Below are 13,510 nucleotides of genomic sequence, written 5' to 3'. Positions count from 1 at the left end.
CGCGGGTTCAGTACCCGCGGCGAGCGCGCGACTCCGCCAGCGCGCTGTCGATCGCGGACACCAGCTCCGACACGTCGACCGGCTTGGTGAGGTAGCGGAAGAAGCCGGCCGCCAGGCCCTGCTTCACCGCGTCCGGCATCGCGTTGGCGGTCAGCGCAATGATCGGGATCTGCGCGGTGGCCGGGTCGTTGCGCAACACCGCCTGGGCCTCGCGCCCGCTCATCGAGGGCATGTTGTTGTCCATCAGGATGATGTCGGGCCGGTGGGCACGCGCCATTTCCACGCCGATGCGCCCGTCGGGCGCGGACAGCAGCCTCAGGTCCGGGCGCCCGGCGAGCACCTGTTCCACCAGCTGCAGGCTGGCCGGGTTGTCTTCCACGCACAGCACGGTCGCCACGTCATCGTCATGCGGCCGCGGCTGGGGCTGGGGCTGCGCCGCCGCCTCGGGCAGCGGCTGCGGCTGGGGCAGCGACTGCTCGGTAGCGCTCAGGTTCAGCTCGATCGAGAACACGCTGCCCATGCCGGGCGTGCTGCTCACCGTGATGGTGCCGCCCATCAGCTCGACCAGGCGCTTGGTGACCACGAGACCGATGCCCGTGCCTTCTTCGGCCCCGAGCTCGCGGCCCAGCCGGTTGAAGGGTTCGAACAGCGACTGCAGCTGCTCGGCGCTCATGCCCATGCCGGTGTCCTGCACCGACAGGCGCAGCCGGTCGGCGCCGAGCCGCTGCCAGTCGACCACCACCACGCCCTTCTCGCGGTTGTACTTGATGGCGTTCGACAGCAGGTTCAGCAGCACCTGCTTGAGCCGCGTGCGGTCGGCGACCACCCGCATGCCCGCGTCCTCGCTCGGGAACAGCAGGCGGATGCCGCGCCGCTCGGCCAGCGGCTCGGTCATCGTGCGGCAGTCCAGCAGCACCTCCGACAGCCGCACCGGCTCGACCGACAGCGACAGCTTGCCCGACTCGATCTGCGCCAGGTTGAGGATCTCGGTGATGAGCGTGAGCAGGTGGTTGCCGGCACGCACCACATGCTGGGCGAAGCCGCGCCGCTGCTCCGGCGTGGCCGGCGTCGACTCGGCCGCGAGCAGCTGGCCGAAGCCCAGGATGGCGTTGAGCGGCGTGCGCAGTTCATGGCTCATGTTCGACAGGAACTCGGACTTCGCGCGGTTGGCCTTGTTGGCCGCCTCCGACGCCAGCGCCAGCTCATGGTTGGACGTCTCCAGCTGCAGCGTGCGCACCCGCACGCGCTCCTCGAGCTCCGCGTTGAGCCGCATCACCTCGTTCTGGGCGGTGCGGCGCTCCTCGACCTCGCGTGCCTTTTCGCTGTTCGACGCTTCCAGCGCCCGGGTGCGCTGCTCGATCTCGGCCAGCATGGCGTTGAACGCCTCGGCCAGGGCGCCCACCTCGTCGTTGCCGGCACCGTCTACGCGGCGCGAATAGTCGCGCTGGCGCACCACCTCGCGCGCCACCTCGCCCATCGACAGGATGGGCCGGGTGACGATGCGGCGCAGCCAGAACGACACCAGCAGCGCCGCGAGCATGGCCACCACCGTGACCGCCAGCGCAATGCCGGCGTAGTCGAGCAGGCGGTCGTACAGCTCATAGTCGGCGCGCAGGTACACCGAGCCGAGGATCTGGCCGTTCTCGACGATGCGCTTGAACACCCCCACGTCGCTGCCCTGCACGCGGGTGCCGTCGGCCTCGGGCAGCGCGGGCAGGGCCTGCACGTCGGCCGCTTCGCCATAGGTGGCGAACCGCCGCCCGTCGGCTTCGTAGATGGCCGCTGCCCGCACCTTCGGCTGCAGGCGCAGCAGCGCGAGGTTCTCGTTGGCCACCTTGGCATCGTCGAAGGCCAGCGCCGGCGCGGTGGTGCGTGCCAGCAGCTCCGCCTGCGCATTCACGTCGGCGATCCAGCTGCGGTGGTAGGCGCGCAGGTCCAGCGCCACCATGGCGCCCAGCGCCACCACCACCGCCACCAGCGTGGTGAGCAGCATGACGACGAGCAGCTTGCGCGGGAGCGATCCCTTGAACATGGCGGTCAACCAGGTTTCTGGACCACGCGCCGCGCCACCGCAAGCAGCCGCGCGCTGATCTTGAGGTTGCTCGACTCGGCGGTCGGCAAGGAGATGTCGAAACGCACCTTGTCGTTGACGATCACGAAGTTGATCACCGCGCCGGCCGGCTCCTGCTCGGACTCGGTGACGGTGAGCGTGGGCTGGCCCTTCGTGCCGTTCAGCACCTCGGCCAGCCGGCTCGCATGAGACCGCGCCACGTAGACGATGTGGATGCCGTTCAAGGACGCGCCCGGTGCCAGCCGTCGCACCACGAAGGCCCGGCCCTCGGCTGCCTGCTGGCCGGTGGCGGTACGCACCAGCTCCGCATACACCGCGTCGCTGCCGGCCACGGCGATGGTGACGGGGCTGTCGGGCTTCTCGAATGCCTGCGGCGGCCATTCCACATAGCTGGCGAACTTGCACACGAAGGCCGCCTTCACCTGGTATTCCATCTGGGGCGAGTCGGCCTGGCTCCAGCCGGCCTCGGGCAGGAGGCACGCCAGCAGCAGGGCCAGCGCCGCAAGCCGCGCGGCACGACGACGTGCCAGTAGGAGGTCGATGCTGGGGCGGGCTGGGCACATGGTCGTCGCGCAAATCAGAAGCGGGTCAGCAGCCCGAGGTGGATCGAGCGCCTGAGCTCGCTGCGGGTGGCAACGCCGGTGAATTCGCCATGCCCGCCGTCAAGGTTGCGGCCCTGGAGCCACAGCTCCACGCCGGCCCTCGGACGCCAGCCGACCCGCAGGTCCCAGGACGTGTAGGCGGGAACCTGCGGGTTCGACAGCGCAGAGACATGCCGCACCGTGGCATCGAGCTCCAGGTCGTGGGCCAGGTCCCAGGACGAGCGCAGCAGCCAGTGCCGCTTCGGGTTGGCGCCTTCGGCGGCCCGCTGGCCGGCCGCGTCGTTGCTGCCGGGCTTGAGCGCGAGGTCCTGCCACAGGCGGGTGAAGCCGGCATTCAGGCGCCAGCGCGGCATGGTTTGCCAGCTGCCCCACAGCTCGACGCCACGGACGTCGCCCTGCATGCCGTTGGCGTAGTAGACGAAGGTGCGGCTGGGCGCGATCTCCTGCGTGCGCAGGTGGTCGTAGCGCGCGTGGAACAGCGTGGCCGACAGCATGGTGTCGGCGCTGGGCTGGCCGCGATAACCCAGCTCGGCCACGTCGGCGGTTTCCGCGCGCACGCCCTCGCCGCCGGCCAGCAGGTAGGGCGGCTGCCCGGGCACGTAGGTGTCGTGGTCGAGCCGCGACGGCGCGCGCACCGTGCGCGACAACGCGCCCCACAGGAGCTGGTCGTCGCGCCACTTCCAGGCCAGTCGCAGGTTGGGCAGGAATTCGGCGCCGCTGTAGTCGTTGTGCTCGGCGCGCGCGCCGACCGCCAGGCGCAGCCGGTCGGTGAGGGTGAGCTCGTCCTGCGCAAACAGGCTGACCCAGTCGTGCCGCACCTTCGGCGGCAGGAACGCCACGTAGGCGCTGTTGGTGACGTCGTCGCGCGCATGGCGGTACTGCGCCCCCCAGACCAGCTCGTGGCCGTCCAGCGGGTGCAAGGTGTGCTGCACCTGCAGGTCCACGATGTCGAGCTGCTCCGAGAAGGTGGGCGGCGTGACGCGGTTGGTGCGGTCGTAGTAGGCCTGCGCCAGCAGGCTGGCACCGGCGTCGAGGGCGCGCTGCCAGCGCGCCACGAGGCTCGCGCCGGAGGTGGAGATGTCGCCAAGCGGCAGGTTCACGCCGGAGATGCTGATGGTGCCGGGCAAGGGCTGCCCGCGCCGGCCGTCGTAGGCGTCGCCGGACACGGTGAAGCGGTCGCGGCCGGCCTGCCATTCGGTGCGAAAGCCGGCCTGCGTGTGCCGGCGCTCGTCGTCCACCAGCGCGCCGGCAGCGGTTTCGTGGCGGCGCTCGCGCGTGTGCTTTGCGTAGGCGCGCCAGCCGCCGCCGTTGGCCAGCCGCCCGCCGTAGCGCACCGAGGCGCCGGCCTCACGGCTGCCCGCGCCGCCGGAGGCCAGCCAGCCCTGCGTCTGCGCGGCCGGCCGCAGGATCACGTTGATGACACCGTTGACCGCATTGGTGCCCCACAGCGTGCCGCCCGGCCCGCTGATGACCTCGATGCGGTCCACGTCCTCGAGCATCACGTCCTGCACGTCCCAGAACACGCCCGAGAAGAGAGGCGTGTAGACCGATCGCCCGCCGATCAGCACCAGCAGCTTGTTGGCGGCGTTGCCGTTGAACCCCCGCGGGCTGATGGCGTAGCCGCCGTTGTAGACCTGCGCCACGTGAAGGTTCGGTGCCAGCCGCAAGGCCTCGGGCAGGCTGGTCGCGCCCGAGCGTCGGATGTCTTCGCCGGTGATGACGAACACCGATGCCGGCACGTCCGACAGGCGTTCGGCACGTTTGGATGCCGACGTGATGCTGATGTTGCCGAGCTCTTCCAGGCTCAGCTCCAGCAGCCCGGGCTGCCGGGCCTGCGCCGGCTCGCCTGCGGAGGCGAGCGTCGCGGCAAGGGCTGCGCAACATCGCAAACGGTGGCTCGCACCCACGAAGCCTCCCTGAAGGCTGACTCGCCGGAAACGCAGCCGGCCTGCTGCTGCCCCACCCCCTCCGAATTGAACTGTGTACCGGGGGGAAAAGTCCAGTCCGGACTTGTTCGAAGCATGTATCCGCTCAGGACTGCAGCGTCACCTGCAGCGAGATGCTCGCGTTGAGCACCCGCGAGACCGGGCAGTTCTTCTTCGCGTCGGCCGCGATCTCCTCGAACTCGGCCCGCTCGATGCCCGGCACCTTGGCATCGAGGTGCAGCTCGACCGTGGTGATGGTCCATTTGCCCTCCACCTGCTCGAGCGTGAGGTCGGCCTTGGTGGCCAGGCGCTCGGGCGTGAAGCCCTTCTGGCCGAGGCTGGCCGACAACGCCATGCTGAAGCAGCCGGCATGCGCCGCCGCGATCAGTTCCTCGGGGTTGGTGCCCTTGCCGTTCTCGAAGCGGGTGCCGAACGAATACTGGGCCGCCTCGAGCACGCCGCTGGCGGTGGAGACGGTGCCCTTCCCGGTCTTCAGGTCACCCTGCCAGACGGCCGATGCGCTGCGCTTCATGGCTGTGCTCCTTCATGTTGGACGGGCCAGGGACCTTAGCTCAGCCTGCCCGCAGGCGAATGACACGGCCGGCAGGCCACACACCGCACAAGGGTCTTCGCGGCACGCCGGCTTCGCGTCGCAGCCACGGCCGCCTCCATAGAATCGCTCCCCACATGAGTACCGAGATTCCGGCCCCCGGCCCCGAGGCCATGGAGCGCCCTGCCTCCTGCACCGACCTGTTCCTCACCTTCACCACGCTGGCCCTGCAGGGCTTCGGCGGCGTGCTGCCGGTGGTGCAGCGCGAGCTGTGCGAGCGCAGGCGCTGGCTAACCAAGGAGCAGTTCCTCGAAACGCTGGCGTTGGGCCAGGTGCTGCCGGGACCCAACGTCTGCAATGTGTCCTTGATGGTGGGTGACCGCTTCTTCGGCACGCGCGGCGCGTTTGCGGCCCTGGCCGGCATGATGAGCGTGCCGCTGGTGCTGGTGCTGGCCCTCACCGCGTTGTATGCGCAGTTCGCCGCCAACGAGGTGGTGGCCGGTGCGCTGCGCGGCATGGGCGCGGTCGCGGCCGGGCTCATCGTCGGCACCGCATTCAAGCTCGCGGCAACGCTCAGGCGCAATGCGATGGGTCTTGCGGCCTGCCTGCTGCTCGGCGCGGCCACCTTCGGTATGGTGGCGCTGCTGCACTGGCCGCTGGTGTGGGTGCTGCTGGCACTGGGGCCGCTCGCCTGCGGCTATGCGGCCTGGCGGCTGCACCGTGAGGAGAGGAAGCCGGCATGAACCTGGAACTCTGGCTGCTGGTGGCCGGGCAGTTCCTGCTGCTGTCGGTGCTGTCCATCGGCGGCGCCATCACGGTGGCGCCCGAGATGCACCGCCTGCTGGTCAACCAGCACCATTTGCTCAGCGAGGCGCAGTTCACCTCGTCGATCGCCATCGCGCAGGCCTCACCCGGCCCCAATGTGCTGTTCGTCGCAGTGCTGGGCTACCAGGTGAGCGGGCTGCTCGGCGCGGCCACGCTGATGGTGGCCATCATGCTGCCGTCCACCACGCTCGCGTTCGCCGCCGCCCGCTGGCGCCATGCGCGCCGCGACTGGCTGCCGGTGCGGGCCTTCACCGCCGGCATGGCGCCGGTCACGGTGGCGCTGCTCGCGTCCACCGGCTGGCTGCTGGCGGGGCCGGCGAGCCACTGGCGCAGCGGCCTCCTCAGCGGGGCCGCCGCGCTGCTGGTGTGGCGCACCAAGGTGCACCTGCTGTGGCTCATCGCCGCGGGCGCCGTGCTGGGCGCCCTCGGCTGGGTGTGAAGCTCACTGCGGGGCGGCGGGGTTGGCCTGCGGCGTCATCGGCACAGGCGCGGCCGGTTGTTGCGGGGCCGAAACGTCCGGCGACGGCATGGCCTGCGGCGCGGGCTCGACCGTGACCAGCTCGCGGTAGATGCCGCCCGCCTCGACGCTGCCGCTGGTCGTGCCCTCGCCGCGAATGCGGGCCTGGCACTCGTCGCGGTCATCCACCGGCAAGGCATTGCAGCGCTGCAGGGCGTTCTGCTCGTAACGGGCCGCCTGGCCGTTGTCCAGCCGCCCCTTCAGGGCTTCGCCGCGGGCCGCGGCGGCCTCCTGCAGGCAGGTGCGCCGGTCCTGGTGCGACTGGCCGGAGGCGCAGCGGGCGCGCTCCTGCTCATAGCGTGCCTGCACATCCGACTTGGCCGCCGGCGCGGCCGCCGCGACAGACGCTCCCAGCAAGCTGCCCAGGGCACAAGCCAGCACCGTTCGACCCACACGTGTTGATCGTGCTGCGTTCATGGTCACTCCTTCTTGCAGTTGCGATTCGTAAAGACTCTAGAACCGCGACGAGAAGTGGCCTGTCAGACAGCGCAGGCGCCGGGCGACGGCCTGTGCCCACCCGGCTGTAGGACTGTTCCCGCAAGCGACGTGAAGGTCAGTGAGGCTTGCGCGGGCGGCGGAAGGACTTGGGCTTGAAGACGTTGCCGTCCCAGTGGCCGTCACCACGCCCGCGCGAGGCGGCCCGCTTGATGGCCTCGTCGGCCATGCGCTCGGCGCGCTTGCGCGACGAACGCCAATGCCACATGGCATGGACCACGTGCCGGACCCGTGCGCCGGCGCGCCGGGCAGCTGCGTCGAGCCGCTGCTGGCGGCTCCTTCCGAGCATCAGGCGCACGAGCAGCACCACGCACACGGCAAGGACAACGGCGGCAAGCAACTTCTCGATCATGGCGCGGGGTGGGCGGAGTGGTGTCGCTGCGTGACAGCGAGACACCGGCAATGGTAGCCAATGCACCGCCCGCTGCGAGCCCCCCCGAACCGGTCATTCGGCACGGAAGGCCGGTTCGACCCCCGCATACACTGCGCCCCATGCCCACGCAACCCGGCATCCGACGACGTGTCCTCGCCACCTCGCTGCTCACCCTGGCCCTGCTTCAGGGCTGCGTCTATGCGCCGCGGACCGTGCAGGTCTACGACGACGGCTGCCGCATCGAAACCCGCCGGATGGAGCTGGAGCTCTACCAGGTGGGCTATTTCGCCGGCTGCAGCAACGAGGGCTGCCTGACGCTGCTGGTGGCCGCCGGCATGGTGACGGCCGCCTCTGCGGTGGTCTCGGGCAGCATCGTGATTGCCGGCAACATCGTCTACTGGTTCGAGAAACAAGGCCGATGCCAATGAAACGCCCTGCCGGACAGCCGGCGCAGCGACCCGAGCGATGGTCGGCCGACGCCGGCGATGCCGACGTCGCGACGCTCGACATTCCTGCCGACCTGCAACGCGACCGCGATTTCGAGATCGACTGTCGCTTCATCGTGCGCGCCCAGGCCGGCGCGCAAGCCCCCGGCCATGCGATGACCGTCCTGGTGGACGGTGCCCACCAGTGGTCTCGCAGCATCGACACCGCCAACCCCGGTGCCTCCGACTCGCTCGACTACCACTTCCGGCGCCATGTGCCGGTGGGCCAGCCGTTGCGCATCACGGCCACCACCACGGTGCGCGGCTCGGCCCGCGTGCGGCTGCTGATCGAGGCCGAAGAGAACTGAGGCCGCGTCAGCGGGCCCGCTGCGGCTCGCGCGCCAGCCGCAGCCTCGGCGAAGGCGCGGCAACGCTGGCATCGAACGGGTGGGTGAAGCGGCCCACCGTCTTCAGCACCTTGCGCACGTAGTTGCGCGTCTCGAGGTAGGGCGGAATGCCGCGGTAGCGCTCCACTGCGCCTTCGCCGGCGTTGTAGGCTGCGGCCACCAGGCTCAGGTCGCCTTCGAAGTAGGCGAGCAGCCAGCGCAGGTACGCCATCCCGCCGCGGATGTTCTGCGCCGGGTCGTACGGGTTCTTCACGTTGAAGCGCTCGGCCGTCGCCGGGATGAGCTGCATCAACCCTTTCGCGTTCCTCGGCGACAGCGCCACGATGTCGTAGTTGGACTCGGCTTCGATGATGGCCAGCGCGAGCTGCGGCTGCACCTGGTATTCGGGCGCCAGCTTCTGCACCAGGTCGACGATGGGCTTGGGCGCCGCAGGGGGGATTTCGGCCGCGGCCGCCACGTGCAGGGACTTCTGCGGGGCGGCAGCCGCCACCGGCGGCACCGGGTCGCGCATGCACTCGGGCACCTCGGCGCTCGGGCCGCCGACCGTGCGCAGCATGTTCGCCGCCTGCTCGTGGCCCTGTTCGGCGGCCGCGCCGAAGAAGAAGGCAGCCGTGGTGTCGCTGCGCGGCACGCCGCGTCCGTTGGTGTACATCCAGCCCAGGTTGAACTGCGACTTCGCATCGCCCAGGCGGGCCGCCCTGCAGTAAAGGCGCGCGGCCTGCAGGCCGTCCTGCGGCACGCCGTTGCCGAGCTCGTAGCCTTCGGCCTCGATGCGCAGGCTTTCGATCAGCGCGTTCTCTTCTGCGTCGATCTCGACGGTGGCGCGCGCAGGCGCTGCCGCCAGCAGCCAGGCGGCCGCCAGCAACAACGACGAAGGCAGGAACGATCGGGCCGGCGTCAGCAAGTCGTCAATCCGTTCAATCCGTTCTCAACCGGCAAGCAGCTTCCCGGGCTTGTTGAGCATGAGCTTCTGCAGCCACAAAGCGGACTGCGACATCCCTTGCGAGCGGCGCTCGGGTTCATGGCGCAGGCCGATGGCCACGCGCCCTGTCCACCACACCAGCCTGCCGGAACCCGGCAGCATGACCAGCCCGACGATGCCGGGCGCGATGTCCATCGGCGGCGCAGATTCATGGCGGTGGATCGAATCCCTGTGACCGTTGCTTTGGAGTACCGACATCTTGTGCCTCCAGAGTGACGCGATGGCCCGCAGGTTCGCGGCAAACCGGGGCAGTGTCACTGCCTCATTTGGGGGATGGCCCGGCCTCGTTCCGGGGGGAAAGGCCTGCGTCTTGAGCACGTCTTGATGCTTTCTTGACGCCCCGCCGGCCAGTCTGTACGGCTATTTGAGGCGCCGTTCCCTACGCTTGTCTTCGCTTCAAAGGCAAGGATGCAAAGGCAACCATGAACTTCGTCATCGTTGGCGCCGCGGTGTCGGCCGCGCTGCTGATCTATCTCGTGGTGGCGCTCCTGAAGGCCGAGGAGTTCTGACATGAACGCCTCCGCCTGGACGCAACTGACCACCTTCTTGCTGGTACTGCTCATGCTGGCCTGGCCCCTGGGCCGATGGCTCGCGGCAGTGGCCGAAGGCCGCCTGCCGCGCTGGCTGTCGCCGCTGGCGAAGCTCGAACACGGCGCCTACCGGGCCGCCGGCACCGATGCGGCGGCCGGCCAGACCTGGAAGCAGTACGCGCTCGCGGTGCTGCTGTTCAGCCTCGTCGGCGCGCTGTTCACCTGGGGCCTCCAACGGTTGCAGCAACTGCTCCCCCTCAACCCGCAGGCCATGGCGGCGGTGAGCCCGGACTCATCGTTCAACACGGCGCTCAGCTTCGCCACCAACACCAACTGGCAGGGCTATGCCGGTGAGGCGACGATGAGCTACTTCACCCAGGTGCTGGCGCTGGCGGTGCAGAACTTCCTGTCGGCCGCCACCGGCATCGCGGTGATGCTCGCGCTGGTGCGCGGTTTCGCCGCGCGGTCGGCGTCGACCATCGGCAACTTCTGGGTCGACATCACCCGCATCACCCTCTACGTGCTGCTGCCGCTCTCGCTGGTGCTGGCCCTGTTCTTCGCCAGCCAGGGGGTGATCCAGAACTTCAGCGCCTACCCCGAGGCCACCACGCTCGAAGGCGGCCGGCAGACGCTCGCCATGGGGCCGGTGGCGTCGCAGGAGGCCATCAAGATGCTGGGCACCAACGGCGGCGGCTTCTTCAATGCCAACTCGGCCCACCCGTTCGAGAACCCGACGCCGCTCACCAACTTCGTGCAGATGCTGTCGATCCTGCTGATCCCGACGGCGCTGTGCTTCAGCTTCGGCCGTCTGGTGGGCGACGTCCGGCAGGGCTGGGCACTGCTCGCCGCCATGGCCGCGATCTTCGTCGTCTCGGTGGTGCTCATCACCGTGCAGGAACAGCAGGGCAACCCGCTGCTGGCCGGCCTGGGCGCCGACCAGGCCCTCACCGCCATGCAACCGGGCGGCAACATGGAAGGCAAGGAAGCGCGCCTGGGCATCAACGCGTCGAGCTTGTTCACCGTCATCACCACCGCCGCTTCCTGCGGCGCGGTGGTCGCCATGCACGACTCGCTCACGCCGCTGGGCGGGCTGGTGCCGATGGTGCTGATGCAACTGGGCGAAGTGGTGTTCGGCGGCGTCGGCTCGGGCCTGTACGGCATGCTGGTCTTTGCGATGCTGGCCGTGTTCATTGCCGGACTGATGATCGGCCGGACGCCCGAATACCTGGGCAAGAAGATCGAGTCGCACGAGATGAAGATGACCTCGATCGCCATCCTGGTGACGCCGGTGCTGGTGCTCGCGGGCACGGCCATCGCGGTGGTGGCCGCGGCCGGCAAGGCGGGCGTGGCCAACCCCGGCGCGCATGGCTTCTCGGAGATCCTCTATGCCTTCAGTTCGGCCGCCAACAACAACGGCAGCGCCTTCGCCGGGCTGTCGGCCAACACGCCCTTCTACAACCTGCTCATCGGCCTGGTCATGGGTCTCGGCCGCTTCGGCGTGATCGTGCCGGTGCTGGCCATTGCCGGCTCGCTGGCCGCCAAGAAGCGCATCCCGGTGACCAGCGGCACCTTGCCCACTCATGGACCGCTGTTCGTCACGCTGCTCATCGGCACGGTGCTGCTGGTGGGCCTGCTGAACTACGTACCGGCGCTGGCGCTCGGTCCCATCGTCGAGCACCTGATGCTCTGGAACGGCCGCTGAAAAGGAAGCCGGGCATGCGTATCCCCACGTCGTTCTCGCTGTTCGACCCGGCGTTGCTGCGCCCGGCCATCCGTCATTCCTTCGCCAAGCTGGACCCGCGCTTGCAGTGGCGCAACCCGGTGATGTTCGTCGTGTACGTCGGCAGCCTGCTCACCACCGCGCTGTGGCTGCAGGCACTGGGCGGCGAGGGCGAAGCGCCGTCCGGCTTCATCCTCGCCATCGCGCTCGGGCTGTGGTTCACCGTGCTGTTCGCCAACTTCGCCGAGGCGCTGGCCGAAGGTCGCAGCAAGGCGCAGGCGGCTGCCCTGCGCGGCATGAAGCACCGCGTCGTGGCCAAGAAGCTCAATGAACCGCACCATGGCTCGCCGTGGCATCCGATGCCGGCAGACGAACTGCGCCGCGGCGCCATCGTGCTGGTCGAGGCCGGCGACTTCATTCCCCTGGACGGCACCGTGATCGAAGGCGTGGCCTCGGTGGACGAGAGCGCCATCACCGGCGAGTCGGCACCCGTGATCCGCGAGTCGGGCGGCGACTTCTCGTCGGTGACCGGCGGCACCCGGGTGCTCTCGGACTGGCTGGTGGTGAAGATCACCGTCAACCCCGGCGAGGCCTTCCTCGACCGCATGATCGCGATGGTGGAAGGCGCCAGGCGCCAGAAGACACCCAACGAGGTCGCGCTCACCATCCTGCTGGTGGCGCTGACCCTCGTGTTCCTGGTCGTCACGGTGACGCTGCTGCCGTTTTCGCTCTTCAGCGTCGAGGCGACGGAGGCCGGCAGCCCGGTGACCATCACCGTGCTGATCGCCCTGCTGGTGTGCCTCATTCCCACCACCATCGGCGCGCTGCTGTCGGCCATCGGTGTGGCCGGCATGAGCCGCATGATGCAGGCCAACGTGATCGCCACCTCGGGACGCGCGGTCGAGGCCGCCGGCGACGTGGACGTGCTGCTGCTCGACAAGACCGGCACCATCACCCTGGGCAACCGCCATGCATCGAGCTTCCTGCCGGCCCCACGAGTGAAGGAGGCCGAGCTGGCCGACGCGGCGCAACTCGCGTCGCTTGCGGACGAAACCCCCGAAGGCCGCAGCATCGTCGTGCTGGCCAAGCAGAGGTTCAACCTGCGCGAGCGCGACCTCCATTCGCAGGGGCCGGTCCAGTTCGTGCACTTCTCGGCCCAGAGCCGCATGAGCGGCGTGGACCTGCCGCAGCCGGCGACGGCCCCGGTGCGTCAGCTGCGCAAGGGGGCAGCCGAGGCGATCCGCCGGCACGTCGAAGCGCAGGGCGGCGCCTTTGCGGCGCAGGTGAGCGCGCTGGTCGACGAGGTGTCGCGCCGCGGCAGCACGCCGCTGGTGGTGGCCGACGGCGCGCGGGTCCTCGGAGTCGTCGAGCTCAAGGACATCGTCAAGGGCGGCATCCGTGAGCGTTTTGCCGAGCTGCGCCGCATGGGCATCAGGACGGTGATGGTCACCGGCGACAACCGGCTCACCGCCGCCGCCATCGCGGCCGAGGCCGGCGTGGACGACTTCCTTGCCGAAGCCACGCCGGAGGACAAGCTCAGGCTGATCCGCGAACACCAGGCCGATGGCCGGCTGGTGGCGATGACCGGCGATGGAACCAACGATGCGCCGGCGCTCGCGCAGGCCGACGTGGCGGTGGCCATGAACTCGGGCACGCAGGCGGCCAAGGAGGCCGGCAACATGGTCGACCTGGACTCCAACCCGACCAAGCTGCTCGAGGTGGTGGAAACCGGCAAGCAGCTGCTGATGACGCGCGGCGCGCTGACCACCTTCTCGATCGCCAACGACGTGGCGAAGTACTTCGCCATCGTCCCCGCGGCGTTCGCCACCACCTATCCGCAGCTTGCCGCGCTGGACGTGATGCACCTTGCCAGCCCGTCGTCGGCCATCCTGTCGGCGGTGATCTTCAACGCGCTGATCATCATCTTCCTGATCCCGCTGGCGCTCAAAGGCGTGAAATACCGCGCCATCGGCGCGGCCGCGCTGCTGAGGCGCAACGTGCTGGTGTACGGCCTGGGCGGCCTGGTCCTGCCCTTCATCGGCATCAAGCTGATCGACCTGCTGCTGTCGGCCAGTGGCCTGGCCTGAG

At 69.5% G+C, this 13,510-nt stretch carries 15 protein-coding genes; 7 read left to right on the top strand and 8 right to left on the bottom strand.

Annotated features, from left to right (window positions below; genetic code table 11):
- Window positions 1-7: 7 nt before the first annotated feature.
- The 4 genes from E8D38_RS21865 to E8D38_RS21850 all read right to left on the bottom strand — a co-directional run bounded on the left by E8D38_RS21865 (window position 8) and on the right by E8D38_RS21850 (window position 5,130).
- On the bottom strand, window positions 8-2,032 hold the full coding sequence (locus E8D38_RS21865; protein WP_140635577.1) for a sensor histidine kinase, YfiR-like protein-associated: 2,025 nt from the start codon (window positions 2,030-2,032) through the stop codon (window positions 8-10).
- A gap of 5 nt (window positions 2,033-2,037) precedes the next feature.
- A complete protein-coding gene (locus E8D38_RS21860) occupies window positions 2,038-2,634 on the bottom strand; it encodes a TOL_0243 family YfiR-like periplasmic protein (protein WP_140635574.1) in 597 nt (198 codons plus the stop codon).
- A 14-nt stretch (window positions 2,635-2,648) separates the two neighbouring features.
- Window positions 2,649-4,580 carry a TOL_0244 family TonB-dependent receptor gene (locus E8D38_RS21855; protein ID WP_140635572.1) on the bottom strand — a complete coding sequence of 644 codons (1,932 nt, stop codon included), beginning with the start codon at window positions 4,578-4,580 and terminating at the stop codon, window positions 2,649-2,651.
- Window positions 4,581-4,704: 124 nt separating this feature from the next.
- A complete protein-coding gene (locus tag E8D38_RS21850; protein WP_140635570.1) occupies window positions 4,705-5,130 on the bottom strand; it encodes an OsmC family protein in 426 nt (141 codons plus the stop codon).
- A 155-nt stretch (window positions 5,131-5,285) separates the two neighbouring features.
- On the opposite strand from E8D38_RS21850, the gene E8D38_RS21845 reads away from it, so the two are divergent.
- Complete coding sequence (locus E8D38_RS21845; RefSeq protein ID WP_140635568.1) at window positions 5,286-5,891, top strand: chromate transporter; 606 nt, start codon at window positions 5,286-5,288, stop codon at window positions 5,889-5,891.
- Complete coding sequence (locus tag E8D38_RS21840; protein ID WP_140635566.1) at window positions 5,888-6,412, top strand: chromate transporter; 525 nt, start codon at window positions 5,888-5,890, stop codon at window positions 6,410-6,412. Before E8D38_RS21845 ends, E8D38_RS21840 begins: the two co-directional genes overlap by 4 nt.
- A 3-nt stretch (window positions 6,413-6,415) precedes the next feature.
- On the opposite strand, the gene E8D38_RS21835 is transcribed toward E8D38_RS21840, so the two are convergent.
- Window positions 6,416-6,907: a hypothetical protein gene (locus tag E8D38_RS21835; protein WP_140635564.1), complete on the bottom strand. Its 492-nt coding sequence runs from the start codon at window positions 6,905-6,907 to the stop codon at window positions 6,416-6,418.
- A gap of 136 nt (window positions 6,908-7,043) precedes the next feature.
- On the bottom strand, window positions 7,044-7,337 hold the full coding sequence (locus E8D38_RS21830; RefSeq protein WP_140635562.1) for a hypothetical protein: 294 nt from the start codon (window positions 7,335-7,337) through the stop codon (window positions 7,044-7,046).
- Between the two features lie 140 nt (window positions 7,338-7,477).
- On the opposite strand from E8D38_RS21830, the gene E8D38_RS21825 reads away from it, so the two are divergent.
- Both E8D38_RS21825 and E8D38_RS21820 read left to right on the top strand, forming a co-directional pair.
- Window positions 7,478-7,786, top strand: coding sequence for a hypothetical protein (locus tag E8D38_RS21825; protein WP_140635560.1), 309 nt, complete (start codon window positions 7,478-7,480; stop codon window positions 7,784-7,786).
- The gene (locus E8D38_RS21820; RefSeq protein ID WP_140635558.1) at window positions 7,783-8,151 is read left to right on the top strand and encodes a hypothetical protein; all 369 of its coding nucleotides are present in this window, start codon (window positions 7,783-7,785) and stop codon (window positions 8,149-8,151) included. Before E8D38_RS21825 ends, E8D38_RS21820 begins: the two co-directional genes overlap by 4 nt.
- 7 nt (window positions 8,152-8,158) lie before the next feature.
- On the opposite strand, the gene E8D38_RS21815 is transcribed toward E8D38_RS21820, so the two are convergent.
- Together E8D38_RS21815 and E8D38_RS21810 are read right to left on the bottom strand one after the other, a co-directional pair.
- Window positions 8,159-9,094 carry a lytic transglycosylase domain-containing protein gene (locus E8D38_RS21815; RefSeq protein WP_246099601.1) on the bottom strand — a complete coding sequence of 312 codons (936 nt, stop codon included), beginning with the start codon at window positions 9,092-9,094 and terminating at the stop codon, window positions 8,159-8,161.
- A gap of 24 nt (window positions 9,095-9,118) precedes the next feature.
- A complete protein-coding gene (locus tag E8D38_RS21810; protein ID WP_140635556.1) occupies window positions 9,119-9,370 on the bottom strand; it encodes a hypothetical protein in 252 nt (83 codons plus the stop codon).
- A gap of 224 nt (window positions 9,371-9,594) precedes the next feature.
- Here E8D38_RS21810 and kdpF point away from each other — a divergent pair, with 224 nt between their 5' ends.
- Genes kdpF through kdpB form a run of 3 tightly spaced genes read left to right on the top strand, consistent with a single transcriptional unit; the run spans window position 9,595 to window position 13,509 of the window.
- Window positions 9,595-9,681, top strand: coding sequence for a K(+)-transporting ATPase subunit F (gene kdpF / locus E8D38_RS29520; RefSeq protein WP_140635636.1), 87 nt, complete (start codon window positions 9,595-9,597; stop codon window positions 9,679-9,681).
- Between the two features lies 1 nt (window position 9,682).
- Window positions 9,683-11,404 carry a potassium-transporting ATPase subunit KdpA gene (kdpA, locus tag E8D38_RS21800; protein ID WP_140635554.1) on the top strand — a complete coding sequence of 574 codons (1,722 nt, stop codon included), beginning with the start codon at window positions 9,683-9,685 and terminating at the stop codon, window positions 11,402-11,404.
- Window positions 11,405-11,418: 14 nt separating this feature from the next.
- Complete coding sequence (kdpB, locus tag E8D38_RS21795; protein WP_140635552.1) at window positions 11,419-13,509, top strand: potassium-transporting ATPase subunit KdpB; 2,091 nt, start codon at window positions 11,419-11,421, stop codon at window positions 13,507-13,509.
- Window position 13,510 lies beyond the last annotated feature (1 nt).

It is taken from the genome of Methylibium rhizosphaerae (genome assembly GCF_006386545.1).
In the GTDB taxonomy this organism is placed as follows: Bacteria; Pseudomonadota; Gammaproteobacteria; order Burkholderiales; family Burkholderiaceae_C; genus Pseudorivibacter; species Pseudorivibacter rhizosphaerae.
Note: the sequence above shows the minus strand (reverse complement) of the source record. Positions and strands in the feature narration are given on the sequence as shown.

Coding starts and splice junctions, on each gene's coding strand:
- E8D38_RS21865 (WP_140635577.1), bottom strand. CDS start 2,032: ATGTTCAAGGGATCGCTCCCGCGCAAGCTGCTCGTCGTCATGCTGCTC.
- E8D38_RS21860 (WP_140635574.1), bottom strand. CDS start 2,634: ATGTGCCCAGCCCGCCCCAGCATCGACCTCCTACTGGCACGTCGTCGT.
- E8D38_RS21850 (WP_140635570.1), bottom strand. CDS start 5,130: ATGAAGCGCAGCGCATCGGCCGTCTGGCAGGGTGACCTGAAGACCGGG.
- E8D38_RS21845 (WP_140635568.1), top strand. CDS start 5,286: ATGAGTACCGAGATTCCGGCCCCCGGCCCCGAGGCCATGGAGCGCCCT.
- E8D38_RS21840 (WP_140635566.1), top strand. CDS start 5,888: ATGAACCTGGAACTCTGGCTGCTGGTGGCCGGGCAGTTCCTGCTGCTG.
- E8D38_RS21835 (WP_140635564.1), bottom strand. CDS start 6,907: ATGAACGCAGCACGATCAACACGTGTGGGTCGAACGGTGCTGGCTTGT.
- E8D38_RS21830 (WP_140635562.1), bottom strand. CDS start 7,337: ATGATCGAGAAGTTGCTTGCCGCCGTTGTCCTTGCCGTGTGCGTGGTG.
- E8D38_RS21825 (WP_140635560.1), top strand. CDS start 7,478: ATGCCCACGCAACCCGGCATCCGACGACGTGTCCTCGCCACCTCGCTG.
- E8D38_RS21820 (WP_140635558.1), top strand. CDS start 7,783: ATGAAACGCCCTGCCGGACAGCCGGCGCAGCGACCCGAGCGATGGTCG.
- E8D38_RS21810 (WP_140635556.1), bottom strand. CDS start 9,370: ATGTCGGTACTCCAAAGCAACGGTCACAGGGATTCGATCCACCGCCAT.
- kdpF (WP_140635636.1), top strand. CDS start 9,595: ATGAACTTCGTCATCGTTGGCGCCGCGGTGTCGGCCGCGCTGCTGATC.
- kdpA (WP_140635554.1), top strand. CDS start 9,683: ATGAACGCCTCCGCCTGGACGCAACTGACCACCTTCTTGCTGGTACTG.
- kdpB (WP_140635552.1), top strand. CDS start 11,419: ATGCGTATCCCCACGTCGTTCTCGCTGTTCGACCCGGCGTTGCTGCGC.